General features: G+C 63.5%; 2 protein-coding genes. Both read left to right on the plus strand.

Annotated features, from left to right (window positions below):
• The first annotated feature begins 39 nt into the window (after positions 1–39).
• Positions 40–12,978, plus strand: a complete 12,939-nt coding sequence (locus HX869_RS26455) for a non-ribosomal peptide synthetase (RefSeq protein WP_178903899.1) — start codon at positions 40–42, stop codon at positions 12,976–12,978.
• A 132-nt stretch (positions 12,979–13,110) separates the two neighbouring features.
• Entirely contained in the window at positions 13,111–15,699 is a 2,589-nt protein-coding gene (locus HX869_RS26460) for a hypothetical protein (RefSeq protein WP_178903900.1), read from the plus strand.
• Positions 15,700–15,731 lie beyond the last annotated feature (32 nt).

Consider the following 15,731-nt stretch of genomic DNA (forward strand, 5'->3'; position numbering starts at 1 on the left):
CCCCGATTTCCCAGTAAGCCGATTTCAGGCAGGAACCCCATGATGGACGCCTTCGAACTTCCCCGCACCCTGGTTCAGTCCCTTCAACGCCGCGCCGCGCAAACCCCGGATCGACTGGCGTTGCGCTTCCTTGCCGAGACGGCCGAACAGAGCGTTGTCCTCAGTTACCGCGACCTCGACCTGCGCGCCCGCACCATCGCCGCCGCCTTGCAGGCCGACGCCGGGCGGGGCGATCGTGCGGTGCTGCTGTTCCCCAGCGGGCCGGATTACGTCGCGGCGTTCTTTGGTTGCCTGTACGCCGGGGTCATCGCGGTGCCGGCCTATCCGCCGGAGTCCGCCCGCCGTCATCATCAGGAGCGGCTGCTGTCGATCATTGCAGACGCCGAGCCGCGGTTGCTGCTGACCACGTCTAGCCTCGGTGATTCGCTGGCGCAACTCGAAGGCGCGCCGCAGTTGCTGTGCGTTGACAGCCTCAATGCCGAAATCGCGAGCAATTGGGTCGCGCCCAACTTGCAGGACGATGACATCGCCTTCCTGCAATACACCTCCGGCTCCACTGCGTTGCCCAAGGGCGTGCAAGTGACCCACGGCAACCTGGTGGCCAACGAATTGCTGATCCGTCGCGGCTTCGGCATCGACCTGAACCCCGACGACGTGATCGTCAGCTGGTTGCCGCTGTACCACGACATGGGCCTGATCGGCGGGCTGCTGCAGCCGATCTTCAGCGGTGTGCCGTGCGTATTGATGTCGCCGGCGTACTTCCTTGGCCGGCCATTGCGCTGGCTCGAAGCGATCAGCGAATACGGCGGCACCATCAGCGGCGGGCCGGACTTCGCCTATCGCTTGTGCAGCGAGCGAGTCAGCGAATCGGCATTGGATCGCCTGGATTTGAGCAAGTGGCGCGTGGCGTACTCCGGCTCCGAGCCGATCCGCCTCGACACCCTCGAACGCTTCGCCGAGAAGTTCGCCGCCTGCGGTTTTACCCCGAACAATTTCTTCGCCTCCTACGGCTTGGCGGAGGCCACCTTGTTCGTTGCCGGCGGCACCCGTGGCCAGGGCATCCCGGCTGTGCGCCTAGACGAACAGGCTCTGGCCGCCAATCGCGCCGAGCCCGGTCAGGGCGCGGCGATCATGAGTTGCGGCACCAGCCAGCCCGAGCACGCGGTGCTGATTGCCGACCCCGCCACCCTGGCGACGCTCCCCGACAATGCCGTCGGTGAAATCTGGGCCACCGGCCCGAGCATCGCCCACGGCTACTGGCGCAACCCTGAAGCCACCGCCAAGACTTTCGTCCAGCACGAAGGCCGTACCTGGCTGCGGACCGGCGACCTCGGGTTTATCCGCGAAGGTGAAGTGTTCATCACCGGCCGGCTGAAAGACCTGCTGATCGTGCGGGGCCACAACCTGTATCCCCAGGACATCGAGCAAGCCATCGAGCGCGAAGTGGAAGTGGTGCGCAAGGGCCGGGTCGCCGCGTTCGCGGTGAATGACCAGGGCCTGGAAGGCATTGGCATCGCCGCCGAAATCAGCCGCAGCGTGCAGAAAATCCTGCCGCCGGAGGCACTGATCAAGGCGATTCGCCAGGCGGTGGCCGAAGCCTGCCAGGAAGCGCCGAGCGTGGTGGTGCTGCTCAACCCCGGTGGCTTGCCGAAAACGTCCAGCGGCAAGGTGCAGCGCTCGGCCTGCCGCACACGCCTGGCGGACGGCAGCCTCGACAGTTATGCGCAGTTCCCTGGCGTGCAAGCGCAGGCGGGTGATGCGGTGCTGGCGTCCGAGCTGCAAAGCCGGATTGCCGCGATCTGGTGCGAGCAATTGCAGGTGACGCAGGTCGCCGCCGACGATCACTTCTTCCTGCTGGGGGGCAACTCCATCAGCGCCACCCAGGTCGTCGCCCAGCTGCGGGAAACCCTCGGCCTGGAACTGAACCTGCGCCTGTTGTTCGAAGCGCCCACCCTGGCTGCCTTCGCCACCAGCGTCGGGCAATTGCAGCAGGACGGCGGCGTGGCCCAAGGCGCAATCCATGGGTTGTCGCGACAGGAAGACCTGCCGCAATCCCTCGCGCAAAACCGCTTGTGGATCACCTGGCAACTCGACCCGCACAGCAGCGCCTACACCATTCCCGGCGCCTTGCGGTTGCGCGGCGAGCTGGATGAAGACGCGGTGCGCGCAACCTTCCAGCAACTGATCCAGCGCCACGAAGCCCTGCGTACGCGCTTCTTCGAGCGCGATGGCCAGGCCTTCCAGCGGGTCGACGCCAAGGCTGATTTCGATCTGCAAGTCATCGACCTCAGCGATTTGCCTGCCGCCGAGCGGGAAGCCCGTGCCAAGCAGATTCGTGAAGACGAAGCCCGCACCCAGTTCGACCTGGAGAAAGGCCCGCTGCTGTGGGTAACGCTGGTACGCCTGGATGACGAAGACCACCAACTGCTGGTGACCCTGCACCACATCATCGCGGACGGCTGGTCGCTGAACGTGTTGATCGACGAATTCTCGCGACTGTACGCCGCTGCGTCCCAGGGCCAACCCCTGGAACTGCCAGCGCTGGCCCTGCAATACGCCGACTACGGAAGTTGGCAGCGCCAGTGGCTGGCCGAAGGCGAGGGCCAGCGGCAACTGGCTTACTGGAAACAACAACTGGGCGACGAGCACCCAACCCTGAGCCTGGCCACCGATCACCCGCGTTCGGCGCAGCACCTGCGCAGTGCCTCGCGTCACAGTGTGCGTGTGAGCGCGAGCCTCGGCGAAGCCATTCGCAAGACTGCCCAAAGCCACGAATCCACGCCGTTCATGCTGTTGCTCGCGGCGTTCCAGAGCCTGCTCTATCGCTACAGCGGCCAGCGCGATATCCGCATCGGTGTGCCCAACGCCAACCGTCCGCGCCAGGAAACCCAAGGCCTGATCGGGTTCTTTATCAACACCCTCGTACTGCGCGCCGAACTGGATGCGCGCCTGCCCTTCGCCGAGTTGCTGACGGCAACCCGCACCGCAGCGCTGGGCGCCCAGGCCCATCAGGACCTGCCTTTCGAACAACTGCTGGAAGCCTTCCCCCAAGCTCGGGAACAAGGCCTGTTCCAGGTGATGTTCAACCACCAGCAACGTGACCTCGGCGCCTTGCGCCGCTTGCCGGGCCTGCTTGCCGACGAGCTGGCATGGCACAGCCGCGAAGCCAAGTTCGACCTGCAACTGCACACTGAAGAAGACCGCAACGGGCGCCTGAGCCTGTCGTTCGACTACGCCGATGAGCTGTTCGACGCCGCCACCATCGAGCGCCTGGCCGGGCACTTCATCAACCTGCTGCAAGCCATTTGCGAGCAACCACAACAGGCCATCGGCGACCTGAAGCTGTTGCACGTCGACGAGCAGCGCCAACAACAGCAGTGGAGCGCTGCGCCGTGCACACCGGCGCAGCGCTGGCTGCCGGAACAACTCAACCAACACGTCTCGGAACGCACCGCACTGGTGTGGCAGGACGGCAGCCTGACCTTCGCGCAATTGCACACCCAGGCCAACCGCCTGGCCCATTACCTGCGGGACAAGGGCGTGGGCCCGGACGTGTGCGTGGCCATCGCCGCCGAGCGTTCGCCGCAACTGCTGATCGGCCTGCTGGCAATCATCAAGGCCGGCGGCGCCTATGTGCCGCTGGACCCGGATTATCCCGCCGAACGCCTGGCCTACATGCTCAAGGACAGCGGCGTGCAACTGCTGCTGACCCAGACTTCACTGCTGGAACAACTGCCCACGGCGCAAGGCGTGTGCGTCATCGCCATGGACAGCCTCAAGCTCGACAGTTGGCCGACCCACGCGCCGGGTTTGCACCTCAATGGCGACAACCTCGCCTATGTGATCTACACCTCCGGCTCCACCGGCCAGCCCAAGGGCGTGGGCAACACCCATGCCGCGCTGGCCGAGCGCTTGCAGTGGATGCAAGCCACCTACCAATTGGATGAAACCGATGTGCTGATGCAAAAGGCGCCCATCAGTTTCGACGTGTCGGTGTGGGAGTGTTTCTGGCCGCTGATCACCGGTTGCCGCCTGGTGCTGGCCGGCCCCGGCGAGCATCGCGATCCCCATCGCATCGCGCAGTTGGTGCAGGAGCACGGCGTGACCACCCTGCACTTTGTGCCGCCGCTGTTGCAGCTGTTTGTCGACGAACCGTTGGCTGCCGAATGCACCAGCCTGCGTCGCCTGTTCTCCGGCGGTGAAGCGCTGCCTGCCGAGTTGCGCAACCGGGTGCTGGCGCAGTTGCCGGCGGTGCAGTTGCACAATCGGTATGGCCCCACCGAAACCGCGATCAACGTGACGCACTGGCATTGCCAGGCCGAGGACGGCGAGCGTTCGCCGATTGGCCGGCCGCTGGGCAATGTGATTTGCCGGGTGCTGGATGATCAGTTCGAGCCGCTGCCGGCGGGTGTGCCGGGTGAGTTGTGCATCGGTGGCATCGGCCTGGCCCGGGGTTACCTCGGGCGTGCGGGGCTGACCGCCGAACGCTTTGTCGCCGACCCGCTGGGTGAGGCGGGCGCACGCCTGTATCGCACCGGTGACCGCGTGCGCTGGAGCACCGACGGTGTGCTGGAATATCTCGGGCGCCTGGATCAGCAGGTCAAACTGCGTGGCTTCCGTGTCGAGCCTGAAGAAATCGAAGCCCGCCTGCTGGCTCTCGACGGCATCGCCCAAGCGGTGGTGCTGGTGCGGGAAACCGCAGCCGGTGCGCAGTTGATCGGTTACTACACCGCCAGCGAACCGTTGGATGAACAGGACGTAAAAACCGCCCTGGCCGCCGAGCTGCCGGAGTACATGGTCCCGGCGCAGTTGATGCGCCTGGACGCGATGCCCCTGAGCCCAAGCGGCAAACTGGATCGCCGCGCCTTGCCGGAACCGGTGTGGCAGGTACGTGAACACGTCGAACCTGAAACAGCGCTGGAACAGCAAATCGCCGCGATCTGGCGTGAAGTCCTGGCGCTGCCACGCATCGGCCTGCGGGACGACTTCTTCGCCCTTGGCGGCCATTCGTTGCTGGCGACGCAAATCATCTCCCGCACCCGCCAGGCCTGTGACGTCGAACTGCCGTTGCGCACGCTGTTCGACGCCAGCGAGCTGGGGGCTTTCGCCGAGCAGGTCCGGCTGATCCAGGCCGCCGGGCAACGTAACCAACAGCTGGCCATCGGCAAGGTCGACCGCAGCCAACCGGTGCCACTGTCCTATTCCCAGCAGCGCATGTGGTTCCTCTGGCAGATGGAGCCCGACAGCCCGGCGTATAACGTCGGCGGCATGGCGCGCTTTCGCGGGGTGCTGGACGTGGGCCGTTTCGAGGCGGCGTTGCAGGCCTTGATCATGCGTCATGAAACCCTGCGCACGACTTTCCCGAGCATCAATGGCGTGGCGCAGCAGAAGGTTGCGGCGCAAACCGGCGTGCGCATGGATTGGCAGGATTTCTCGGCGTTCAGTGAGGCCGAGCGGCAACGGCGTGTGCAGCAACTGGCCGATCATGAAGCCCACACGCCGTTCAATCTGGAGACCGGTCCACTGCTGCGCGCCTGCCTGGTCAAGGCCGGCGAGCAGGAACATTACCTGGTGCTGACCCTGCACCATATCGTCACCGAAGGCTGGGCCATGGACATCTTTGCCCGTGAACTCAGCGCGCTGTACGAAGCGTTCATCGACGACCGCGAATCACCACTGGCGCCGCTGCCGGTGCAGTACCTCGACTACAGCGTGTGGCAGCGCCAGTGGCTGGAGTCCGGCGAACGCCAGCGCCAACTGGATTACTGGACCGCGCAACTGGGCACCGAACATCCGCTGCTGGAACTGCCGGCCGACCGTCCGCGGCCGCCGGTGCAAAGTCACCAGGGCGAGCTGTACCGTTTCGATTTGAGCGACGACCTCGCCGCCCGCGTGCGTGCCTTCAACGCCGAACGCGGCCTGACCCTGTTCATGACCATGACCGCCACCCTCGCGGTATTGCTCTACCGCTACAGCGGCCAGACTGACCTGCGCATCGGTGCGCCGGTGGCCAACCGGATTCGCCCGGAAAGCGAAGGGCTGATCGGCGCATTTCTCAACACCCAGGTGCTGCGTTGCCAGCTCAACGGGCAGATGAGTGTCGGCGAACTGTTTGACCAGGTTCGCCACACCGTGATCGAAGGCCAGTCCCATCAGGACCTGCCGTTCGACCATCTGGTGGAGGCCCTGCAACCAACCCGCAGCGCGGCGTACAACCCGCTGTTCCAGGTGATGTGCAACGTGCAGCGCTGGGAATTCCAGCAAAGCCGCACCCTGGCCGGGATGACCGTCGAATACCTGGCCAACGATGCCCGCGCCACCAAGTTCGACCTCAACCTGGAGGTCACCGACCTCGATCATCGCCTGGGTTGCTGCCTGACCTACAGCACCGACCTGTTCGACGAGCCGCGTATTGCGCGCATGGCGGCGCATTGGCAAAACCTGCTGGAAGCCTTGCTCGGCGATCCGCAACAGCGCCTGAGTGAGTTGCCGTTGCTGAAGGCTGGCGAACAGCGCGCCCTGCGAGACAGCCTTGGCATTGAGGCTGGCGAGCATCGCCTCGACCAGTGCATCCATCACCTGTTCAGCGAGCAGGCCCTGGCCCGTGCCGATGCACCGGCGTTGACCTTTACCGGGCAGACCCTGAGCTACAGCGAACTCGACAGCCGTGCCAATCGCCTGGCCTGGATGCTCCGCGAGCGCGGCGTGGGCCCGCAGGTGCGGGTCGGCCTGGCGTTGCCGCGTTCGCTGGAGATGGTGGTTGGCCTGCTGGCAATCCTCAAGGCCGGCGGCGCCTATGTGCCGCTGGACCCGGAATACCCGCTGGACCGCCTGCACTACATGATCGAAGACAGTGGCATCGGCCTGTTGCTCAGCGATGCCGCGATGTTCGACGCATTGGGCGAACTGCCTGAGAGTGTCGGCCGCTGGTGCCTGGAAGATGACCTGCTGACCCTGGCGGACTACCCGGCAAGCGAGTTGCCTTTCATCAGCCTGCCGCAACATCAGGCCTACTTGATCTACACCTCCGGTTCCACCGGCAAGCCCAAGGGCGTGGTGGTGTCCCACGGCGAAATCGCCATGCATTGCCAGGCGGTGATCGAGCGCTTCGGCATGCGCCCGGATGACTGCGAGCTGCACTTCTATTCCATCAACTTTGACGCTGCCACCGAGCGTCTGCTGGTGCCGTTGCTCAGTGGTGCCCAGGTGGTGTTGCGGGCCCAGGGCCAGTGGGACGCGGAAGAAATCTGCGGGCTGATTCGTCGGCACCGCATCAATATCCTGGGCTTCACCCCAAGCTATGGCAGCCAGTTGGCGCAATGGCTGGCCACGCAAGACCAGACCCTGGCGGTGCGCATGTGCATCACCGGCGGTGAGGCCCTGACTGGCGAACACTTGCAGCGCATTCGCGCGGCATTCAAGCCGGCGCTGTTTTTCAACGCCTATGGCCCGACTGAAACCGTGGTGATGCCGTTGGCCAGCCTGGCCCCGGAAGCCCTGGAAGAGGGCGCCGGCAGCGTGCCGATCGGCAGCATCATCGGCGCGCGTGTGGCCTACATTCTGGATGCGGATCTGGCGCTGGTGCCGCAAGGCGCGACCGGCGAGTTGTGCGTCGGCGGTGCCGGCCTGGCCCAAGGGTATCACCAGCGTCCGGGCATGACCGCGGAGCGCTTTGTCGCGGATCCGTTTGCCACGAATGGCGGTCGCCTGTATCGCACCGGTGACCTGGTGCGCCAGCGTGCCGATGGCCTGGTGGAATACCTCGGTCGTATCGACCATCAAGTGAAGATTCGTGGTTTCCGCATCGAGCTGGGAGAAATTGAAACCCGCCTGCTGGAACACGAGGCGGTGCGTGAAGCGGTGGTGTTGGCGCTGGACTCACCGAGCGGCAAGCAGTTGGTGGCCTATCTGGTCAGCGACGAAGAGCACGGTGCACTGCGTGAATCCCTCAAGGCGCATTTGAAAGCGCAGCTGCCGGACTACATGGTGCCCGCGCACCTGATCGTTCTCGACAGCATGCCGCTGACCGCCAACGGCAAACTCGACCGCCGCGCCTTGCCGCAGCCGGACCCCGAGGCGAATCGTCAACAGTACGTGGCGCCGCGCAACGAGCTGGAGCAAACCCTGGCGGCCATCTGGTGCGCGGTACTGAACGTGCAACAGGTAGGCCTTGACGACAACTTCTTCGAGTTGGGCGGCGACTCTATCCTGTCGATCCAGGTGGTCAGCCGGGCCCGGCAGGCGGGGATTCATTTCAGCCCGCGTGATTTGTTCCAGCACCAGACCGTGCAAACCCTGGCCGCCGTGGCGACCCGCAGCGAGCAGGTCAGCGCCGAACAAGGCGTGTTGACCGGCGCGTCCGGGCTGACGCCGATCCAGCACTGGTTCTTCGACACCGACATCCCGGAGCGCCAACACTGGAACCAGGCATTGCTGCTGGAGCCGGTTCAGGCCCTGGAACCTCATCGCCTGGAGCAAGCGTTGCTGGCGGTGCTGGAACATCACGACGCCCTGCGCCTGAGCTTCACCCAGCGCGACGCCCAATGGCACGCCGAACACTTGGCGGTGCCGGAAGGCGGCCTGCTGTTGCAAGCCCAGGTGGCGGACATGGAGCAGTGCAGCGCGCTGTTCACCGACACCCAGCGCAGCCTCAACCTCGCCCATGGCCCGTTGTTGCGCGCGTTACTGGTGGACGGCCCGCAAGGCCAGCGCCGGCTGCTGATCGCGATCCATCACCTGGTGGTGGACGGCGTTTCCTGGCGGGTATTGCTGGAAGATTTGCAGACCGTGTATCGCCAGTTGAGCGACGGCCAGCCGGTCAACCTGCCGGCCAAGACCAGCGCCTTGCGCGACTGGGCGGCGCGGTTGCAGGCGTATGCCGGCAGCGAATCCCTGCGTGAGGAGCTGCACGTGTGGCAGCAACAGTTGGCCGGCCCTGCCGTTGAATTGCCGGTGGATCGCCCACAGGGTTCGCTGCGCAATCGCGACGCGGATACCGTCAGCGTGCGCCTGGATGCCGAGCGCACCCGCCAGTTGTTGCAGCAGGCACCAAGTGCCTACCGCACCCAGGTCAACGATTTGCTGCTGACGGCCCTGGCCCGTGTGCTGTGCCGCTGGAGTGGCCATGAATCCGCATTGATCCAGCTGGAAGGCCACGGCCGCGAACCGCTATTCGACGAGATCGACCTGACCCGCAGCGTCGGCTGGTTCACCAGCGCCTACCCGCTGCGCCTGACCCCGCTGCATATCGAAGAGGCCGCCGGGCAGGGCGCCTCGATCAAGGCGATCAAGGAGCAACTGCGCGGCGTGCCCCACAAGGGGTTGGGTTATGGCGTGCTGCGCTACCTGGCCGACGACCTGTGCCGCCAGACCATGGCCGCGTTGCCGAGCGCCAGTATCACCTTCAATTACCTCGGCCAGTTCGACCAGAGCTTTGGCGCCGACGCACTGTTCCACCCGCTGGACGAGTCCGCCGGGATCGCCCACGACCCGGACGCGCCGTTGCCCAACGCGCTGAGTGTCGACAGCCAGGTGTACGGCGGTGAGCTGGTGCTGCGCTGGACCTTCAGCCGCGAGCGTCACCACAGCCAGACCATCGCTGAACTGGCGGACGCTTACCTGGCGGAACTGCAAAGCCTGATCGAACATTGCCTCAAGGCAGACGCGGGCGGCCTTACGCCGTCGGACTTCCCGCTGGCGCACCTGACCCAGGGGCAACTCGATGCGCTGCCGGTGCCGGCCAATACCATCGAAGACGTGTACCCGCTGACCCCGATGCAGGAAGGCTTGCTGCTGCACACCCTGCTGGAACCGGGCACCGGCCTCTACTACATGCAGGACCGCTACCGCATCAACAGCGCCCTGGACCCCGAGCGTTTCGCCCAGGCCTGGCAGGCGGTGATCGCCCGTCATGAAGCCTTGCGCGCCTCGTTCTGCTGGAACGTCGGCGAAGACATGTTGCAGGTTATCCACAAGCCCGGCAGCACGCCGATCGAGTACCTCGACTGGAGCCAGGAGCCGGAAAGCGAGCAGGAACCGCGCCTGCAAGCGTTGCTGAAAAGCGAGCGTGAAGCCGGTTTCGATCTGCTTAACCAGGCGCCATTCCACCTGCGGCTGATCCGCGTAGGCGAAGCCCGCTACTGGTTCATGATGAGCAACCACCACATTCTGATCGATGCGTGGTGCCGCTCGCTGCTGATGAACGATTTCTTCGACATCTACATGGCCCTCGGCGAAGGTCGCGAAGCGCAACTGGCGACGCCACCGCGTTACCGCGATTACATCGCCTGGCTGCAACGCCAGAACCTCGCCGAGGCGCACCAGTGGTGGCAGCAGAACCTGCAAGGGTTCGAACGCACCACACCGATTCCGAGCGACCGGCCGTTCCTGCGCGAGCATGCCGGCCACAGCGGCGGCATGGTGGTAGGCGACTGCTACACCCGCCTGGATGTGCACGACGGCGCGCAATTGCGCGAGCTGGCCCAGGCTCATCAATTGACGGTGAACACCTTCGCCCAGGCGGCATGGGCCCTGGTGCTGCGGCGCTTGAGTGGCGATCGCGACGTGCTGTTCGGCGTCACCGTGGCAGGGCGCCCGGTAGAAATGCCCGAGATGCAGCGCACCGTCGGGCTGTTTATCAACAGTATCGCCTTGCGGGTCAAGCTGCCGGAGGACGATCAGCAGTGCAGCGTGCGCCAATGGTTGAGCGGCCTGCTCGACAGCAATATGCAACTGCGCGAGTACGAGTACCTGCCGCTGGTGACCATCCAGGAGCACAGCGAATTGCCGAAAGGCCAGCCGCTGTTCGACAGCCTGTTCGTGTTCGAGAACGCCCCGGTGGAAGTCTCGGTACTGGACCGTGCGCAAAGCCTGAATGCCACCTCGGATTCCGGTCGCACCCACACCAACTTCCCGCTGACGGCCGTGTGCTACCCGGGCGATGACCTGGGCTTGCACCTGTCCTACGACCAGCGTTATTTCGATGAAACCACCGTGCAAGGCATGCTCGCTGAATTCAAGCGGCTGCTGCTGGCGCTGGTGCAGGGCTTCCATGGCGACATGGCCGACTTGCCGCTGATTGGCGAGCAGGAGCGTGAGTTCCTGGTGGACGGCTGCAACCAGAGCGAGCATGAATATCCGCTGGAGCGCAGTTACATCGAGCTGTTCGAAGCCCAGGTGGCACAGCATCCACAGCGGATTGCCGCCAGTTGCCTGGATCAGCAATGGACCTACTCTGAGCTGAACCGGCGCAGTAACCACCTGGGTCATGCGCTGATTGCCGCGGGTGTCGGGCTGGACCAACCGGTGGCGTTGCTGGCTGAACGTAATCTGGATTTGCTGGGCATGATCATCGGCAGCTTCAAGGCCGGCGCGGGTTACTTGCCGCTGGATCCGGGGCTGCCGACCCAGCGCTTGAGCCGGATCATCGACCTCAGTCGTACGCCGTTGCTGGTGTGCACCGAGGCTTGTCGGGAACAGGCGGATCTGTTGCTGGAAGAGTTTGCCTGTGGCTCGCGACCGAGGCTGCTGGTGTGGGAGGAGCTGGTGGGTTCAGAGCAGAACCCGGGCATCTACAGTGCGCCGGATAACCTGGCCTACGTGATCTACACCTCGGGCTCCACTGGCCTGCCCAAGGGCGTGATGGTCGAACAGCGCGGCATGCTCAATAACCAGTTGAGCAAGGTGCCGTATCTGCAACTGACTGAGCACGATGTGATCGCCCAGACCGCCTCGCAAAGTTTCGATATCTCGGTGTGGCAGTTCCTCGCGGCGCCGCTGTTCGGGGCGAGGGTGGACATTGTGCCAAATACCATTGCCCATGATCCGCAAGGCTTGCTCGCTCACGTCCAGGCCCAGGGCATTACCGTGCTGGAAAGCGTGCCGTCACTGATCCAGGGCATGCTCGCCCAGGACCGCATGAGCCTGGATGGCTTGCGCTGGATGCTGCCGACGGGTGAAGCGATGCCGCCGGAACTGGCGCACCAGTGGTTGCTGCGTTATCCGCAGATTGGCCTGGTCAACGCGTATGGCCCGGCGGAATGTTCGGACGACGTGGCGTTCTTCCGCGTCGACCTGGCGTCGACCCGTGGCACTTATCTGCCGATTGGTACGCCGACCGACAACAACCGGTTGTACCTGCTGGATGGCGCGCTGGAATTGGTGCCCCAAGGCGCGGTTGGCGAGTTGTGCGTGGCCGGGACGGGCGTGGGTCGTGGTTATGTCAGCGATCCGCTGCGCACGGCGCAAGCGTTTGTGCCGAATCCATTGGGTGCGGACCGGTTGTATCGAACAGGGGATTTGGCCCGCCGTCGCAGCGACGGTGTGTTGGAGTACGTCGGGCGCATCGACCACCAGGTGAAGATTCGCGGTTACCGGATCGAGCTGGGTGAAATCGAAGCGCGCCTGCATGAGCAGCCTGAAGTGCGGGATGCGGCGGTGGGCGTGCAGGAGGGCGTCAACGGCAAGCATCTGGTGGGCTACCTGGTGGCGGCGGATGCGCAGCTCAACCCGGGTGAGCGCCTCGATCGCATCAAGCAACGCCTGCGGGCCGAGCTGCCGGAATACATGGTGCCGTTGCATTGGTTGTGGCTCGACCGGTTGCCGCTGAACGCCAACGGCAAGCTGGACCGCAAGGCCTTGCCGGCACTGGAGATCGGCCAGTTGCACAGCCAGGAATATCTGGCGCCGCGCAATGAGCTGGAGCAGACGCTGGCCGGGATCTGGGCCGAGGTGCTCAAGGTCGAGCGCGTCGGCGTGCAGGACAACTTCTTCGAACTGGGCGGGCATTCGTTGCTGGCCACGCAGATAGCTTCACGGGTGCAGAAGACGCTGCAGCGGGATGTGCCGTTGCGGGCGATGTTCGAGTGCAGCACGGTGGAGGCGTTGGCGGGGTATATCGACGGGCTGGCGGCGAATGAGATCAGCGCCGAGAAGGTGGATCGGTTGAGTGATTTGATGGCGGAACTGGAGGGTTTTTAACTCGGATCGCAACGCGCCACTCGTCGGGTGGCGCGGTTTTTAAGGTTCGAACTGTGAATTCTGACAGTAGGCAAGGGGGGCATTTCGGCGTGTGATGGGCAACACCATCACTCGTTGAAATGGAGTTCTATCATGCCCAAGTCATCACCGTTGACCCTTGACCTGCCCAAGCCACAGCTGGTCGAAGCCGAGGGAGAGCCCCGGGTTGACCCGCTCCAGTTGCTGGAGGGGGCTACTGTCCGGGTGTTCTACGAAGGGATGCTCAGCACCGACAGTATTGTGTTGCGCTGGGAGTCGACACCGGGGGAATACGCGCCGATTGCCTCCCAGGATGGCGTCGAAGCGGGCTCGGTCGAGTTCCACGTACCCCCGTATTACGTAGGGCTGCGCATTGATAACTTCGCGCTGTTTTCCTATGTCGTTACCCGCGATGGCGAGGAACATCCTTCCCCCGTTGCCGACGTGTTCATCAAGTTGCCGTCCAATTTGCCGCAACTGCAGATCTTTCAAGCCTCAGGCGGTGTTCTGGACCTGTCCTTGTTGTGCGGTGAAGACCCGGTTCTGCATGTCGACGTCTGGCCGTTCATCGACCCGGTTCAAGTGGCTCAGGTCTATATCGGGGGGATTTACCCTGATGGGTCCAAGGCCAGTCTCTACCCTTATGAAGATGCACCGGTAACAGAGGAGGACGTGCGCCACGGCTGGACCCGAAAGTTGTCCCGTGCCGAGCTGGCCACGCTCAAGCATGACAGTGAGCTTTATATTGCGTTCTACGTTGAGTTTTTGCCGCGTGCGGGTTCCAGGCCGGTGTATCGGCTGATTTCTGGTTTGGTGTTGACGTTGCTCATCGAGCCTCATTTGGATCTCGTAGCGCCCACGGTGGTGGAAGCCACGCAAATCACACCTGAAAATCTCGTATTGAATCCGGTCAATACCCAGGACGGTGCGACCATCCGGGTCAGCTATGAGCATATGTGCCCTTGCGACTGGGTTTGCGCCTTCTGGGAAGGGACTGCCGGGGCAGGCACTCCGGTACTCGAGTGCAAGCAGGCCGACAATCGGGACGTTGTTGATTTTAATGTGCCGGCGTCAGCCATCAGCGCCAATTTCAATAAGCAGGTGTCGGTCCGCTACACCGTCCGACGGGAAGGGCAAACCTGGTCGGCGCTGCCGCGACCGGTAAAAATCCTGAATATCTCCGGCCTGCCCAAGCCGCAGGTGGAACAGGCCACGGGCAGTACGCTGGACCTCAATACGTTCCAGGGGGACGCGCAACTGACGGTGGCGGCCTATGCCTACGGCGCCTTGGGGCAGCCCTGCTGGATGTGGGTAACCGGTGAGCGGGAAGATGGCGCGCCTTATCGCTTCGATGTGCTGGATGGCGAGCCGCTCTCCGAGCAATGGCTGCAGGAGGGCGTCAGTACGCTGCTGTCCCGGCGCGACCTGCAAAAACTGGCCGATTGCAGCCGCTTTGACGTGCATTTTGCGGTGAACTTCGATGGCCGGTCCGACAGGGCCAGCGCCGAGCCGTTTCCTGTGCTGCGCCTGGATATTCATCAGGAAGACCTGGTCCTGAAACCCTTGACCATTCGGGAGGCCGTGGGCTCGCAGTTGACGGTATGGAATGGCCGTGATGGCGTGACGGCACGGGTGGAATATGACCACATCAGTGCTCATGACGAGATCAGCGTGTGTTGGACACAATCGGACGGTAGTTGCCTGCCGTTGCCACCCAAGCCGGGTAACACTGATCCGAAGTACGTTGACTTCACCATTCCCCGCGAGGCTGTAATCGCTGGAAGCGGCAAAACAGTGCCCGTCAGTTACAGCGTCGCGAGCGCATGCAAGCACGTCACGTCAGCTGACCTGGAGCTACAGATCAGTGTCCCGCAGCGTTTGCCTGCGCCAGAGGTGCCGCAGGCCACTCAATTGCCCGGTGGCCAGGGGACACTGGACTTGCGCACCTTTACCGGGGATGCCGAGATTACGCTGCAAGCCTGGTGGTTCATCCTGGCGGGGCAAAAGGGCTGGCTGGAATGTACGGGAACCTTGCTCGACGGGTCGTCCCATACCCTCAAGCTGCTGGTCAATGAGCCGATCACGCAAGAGCAGGCAAACCATGGGTTGTCGCACGTTCTGCCTCGTGAGGAACTGGAAAAGTTTCGCCACAGGTCCGTATTGAACATCGTGTTCAAGGTTACGGCGGACGGCAGCTCCCATGTGAGCGAAGCAATTGTGTTCCCTGTGCTGATGTTGCTGTTGCGCAAGCAGTACAGAGACCTGACGGATTTCAACGGTCAGACCTTGGGTTTATGGACCGTAGGGTCAGGCGCACCCGATGCCAGGGATATCAGCATTGAATATATGGGGACGGGACCTGACGGCAAGCCCGATTACGCAGTCAGGAATTTCACATTTACCAATAACAGTTTCGGCCCGATCCTGCAGCGGCGCTTCTTGGATTTGGAGCGCGGTTTTACTTACCGGTTTTCCGTACGGGTTCGACGGTACAGCGTTGCGTTCGCGACGCCCAAGTTATCGTTGCGCAAAGACTCCATTCAACAAACACCGGTGGAGGAGTTGGTTGATCTGAACTGGCACACACTGAGCTTCACCTTTACGCCAACCATCGCTCCCGTGCTGCTGGAAATCTATAGCCATGAAGGCGCTACGAGCGGCAACGATTGGTACATGGATGATTTCCTGGTCGAGGGGATTTAATCCGCGCTGAAAAGACAATGCCCGCTTCGATG

Source organism: Pseudomonas sp. P7779 (assembly GCF_013386315.1).
In the GTDB taxonomy this organism is placed as follows: Bacteria; Pseudomonadota; Gammaproteobacteria; order Pseudomonadales; family Pseudomonadaceae; genus Aquipseudomonas.

Coding starts and splice junctions, on each gene's coding strand:
- HX869_RS26455 (WP_178903899.1), top strand. CDS start 40: ATGATGGACGCCTTCGAACTTCCCCGCACCCTGGTTCAGTCCCTTCAA.
- HX869_RS26460 (WP_178903900.1), top strand. CDS start 13,111: ATGCCCAAGTCATCACCGTTGACCCTTGACCTGCCCAAGCCACAGCTG.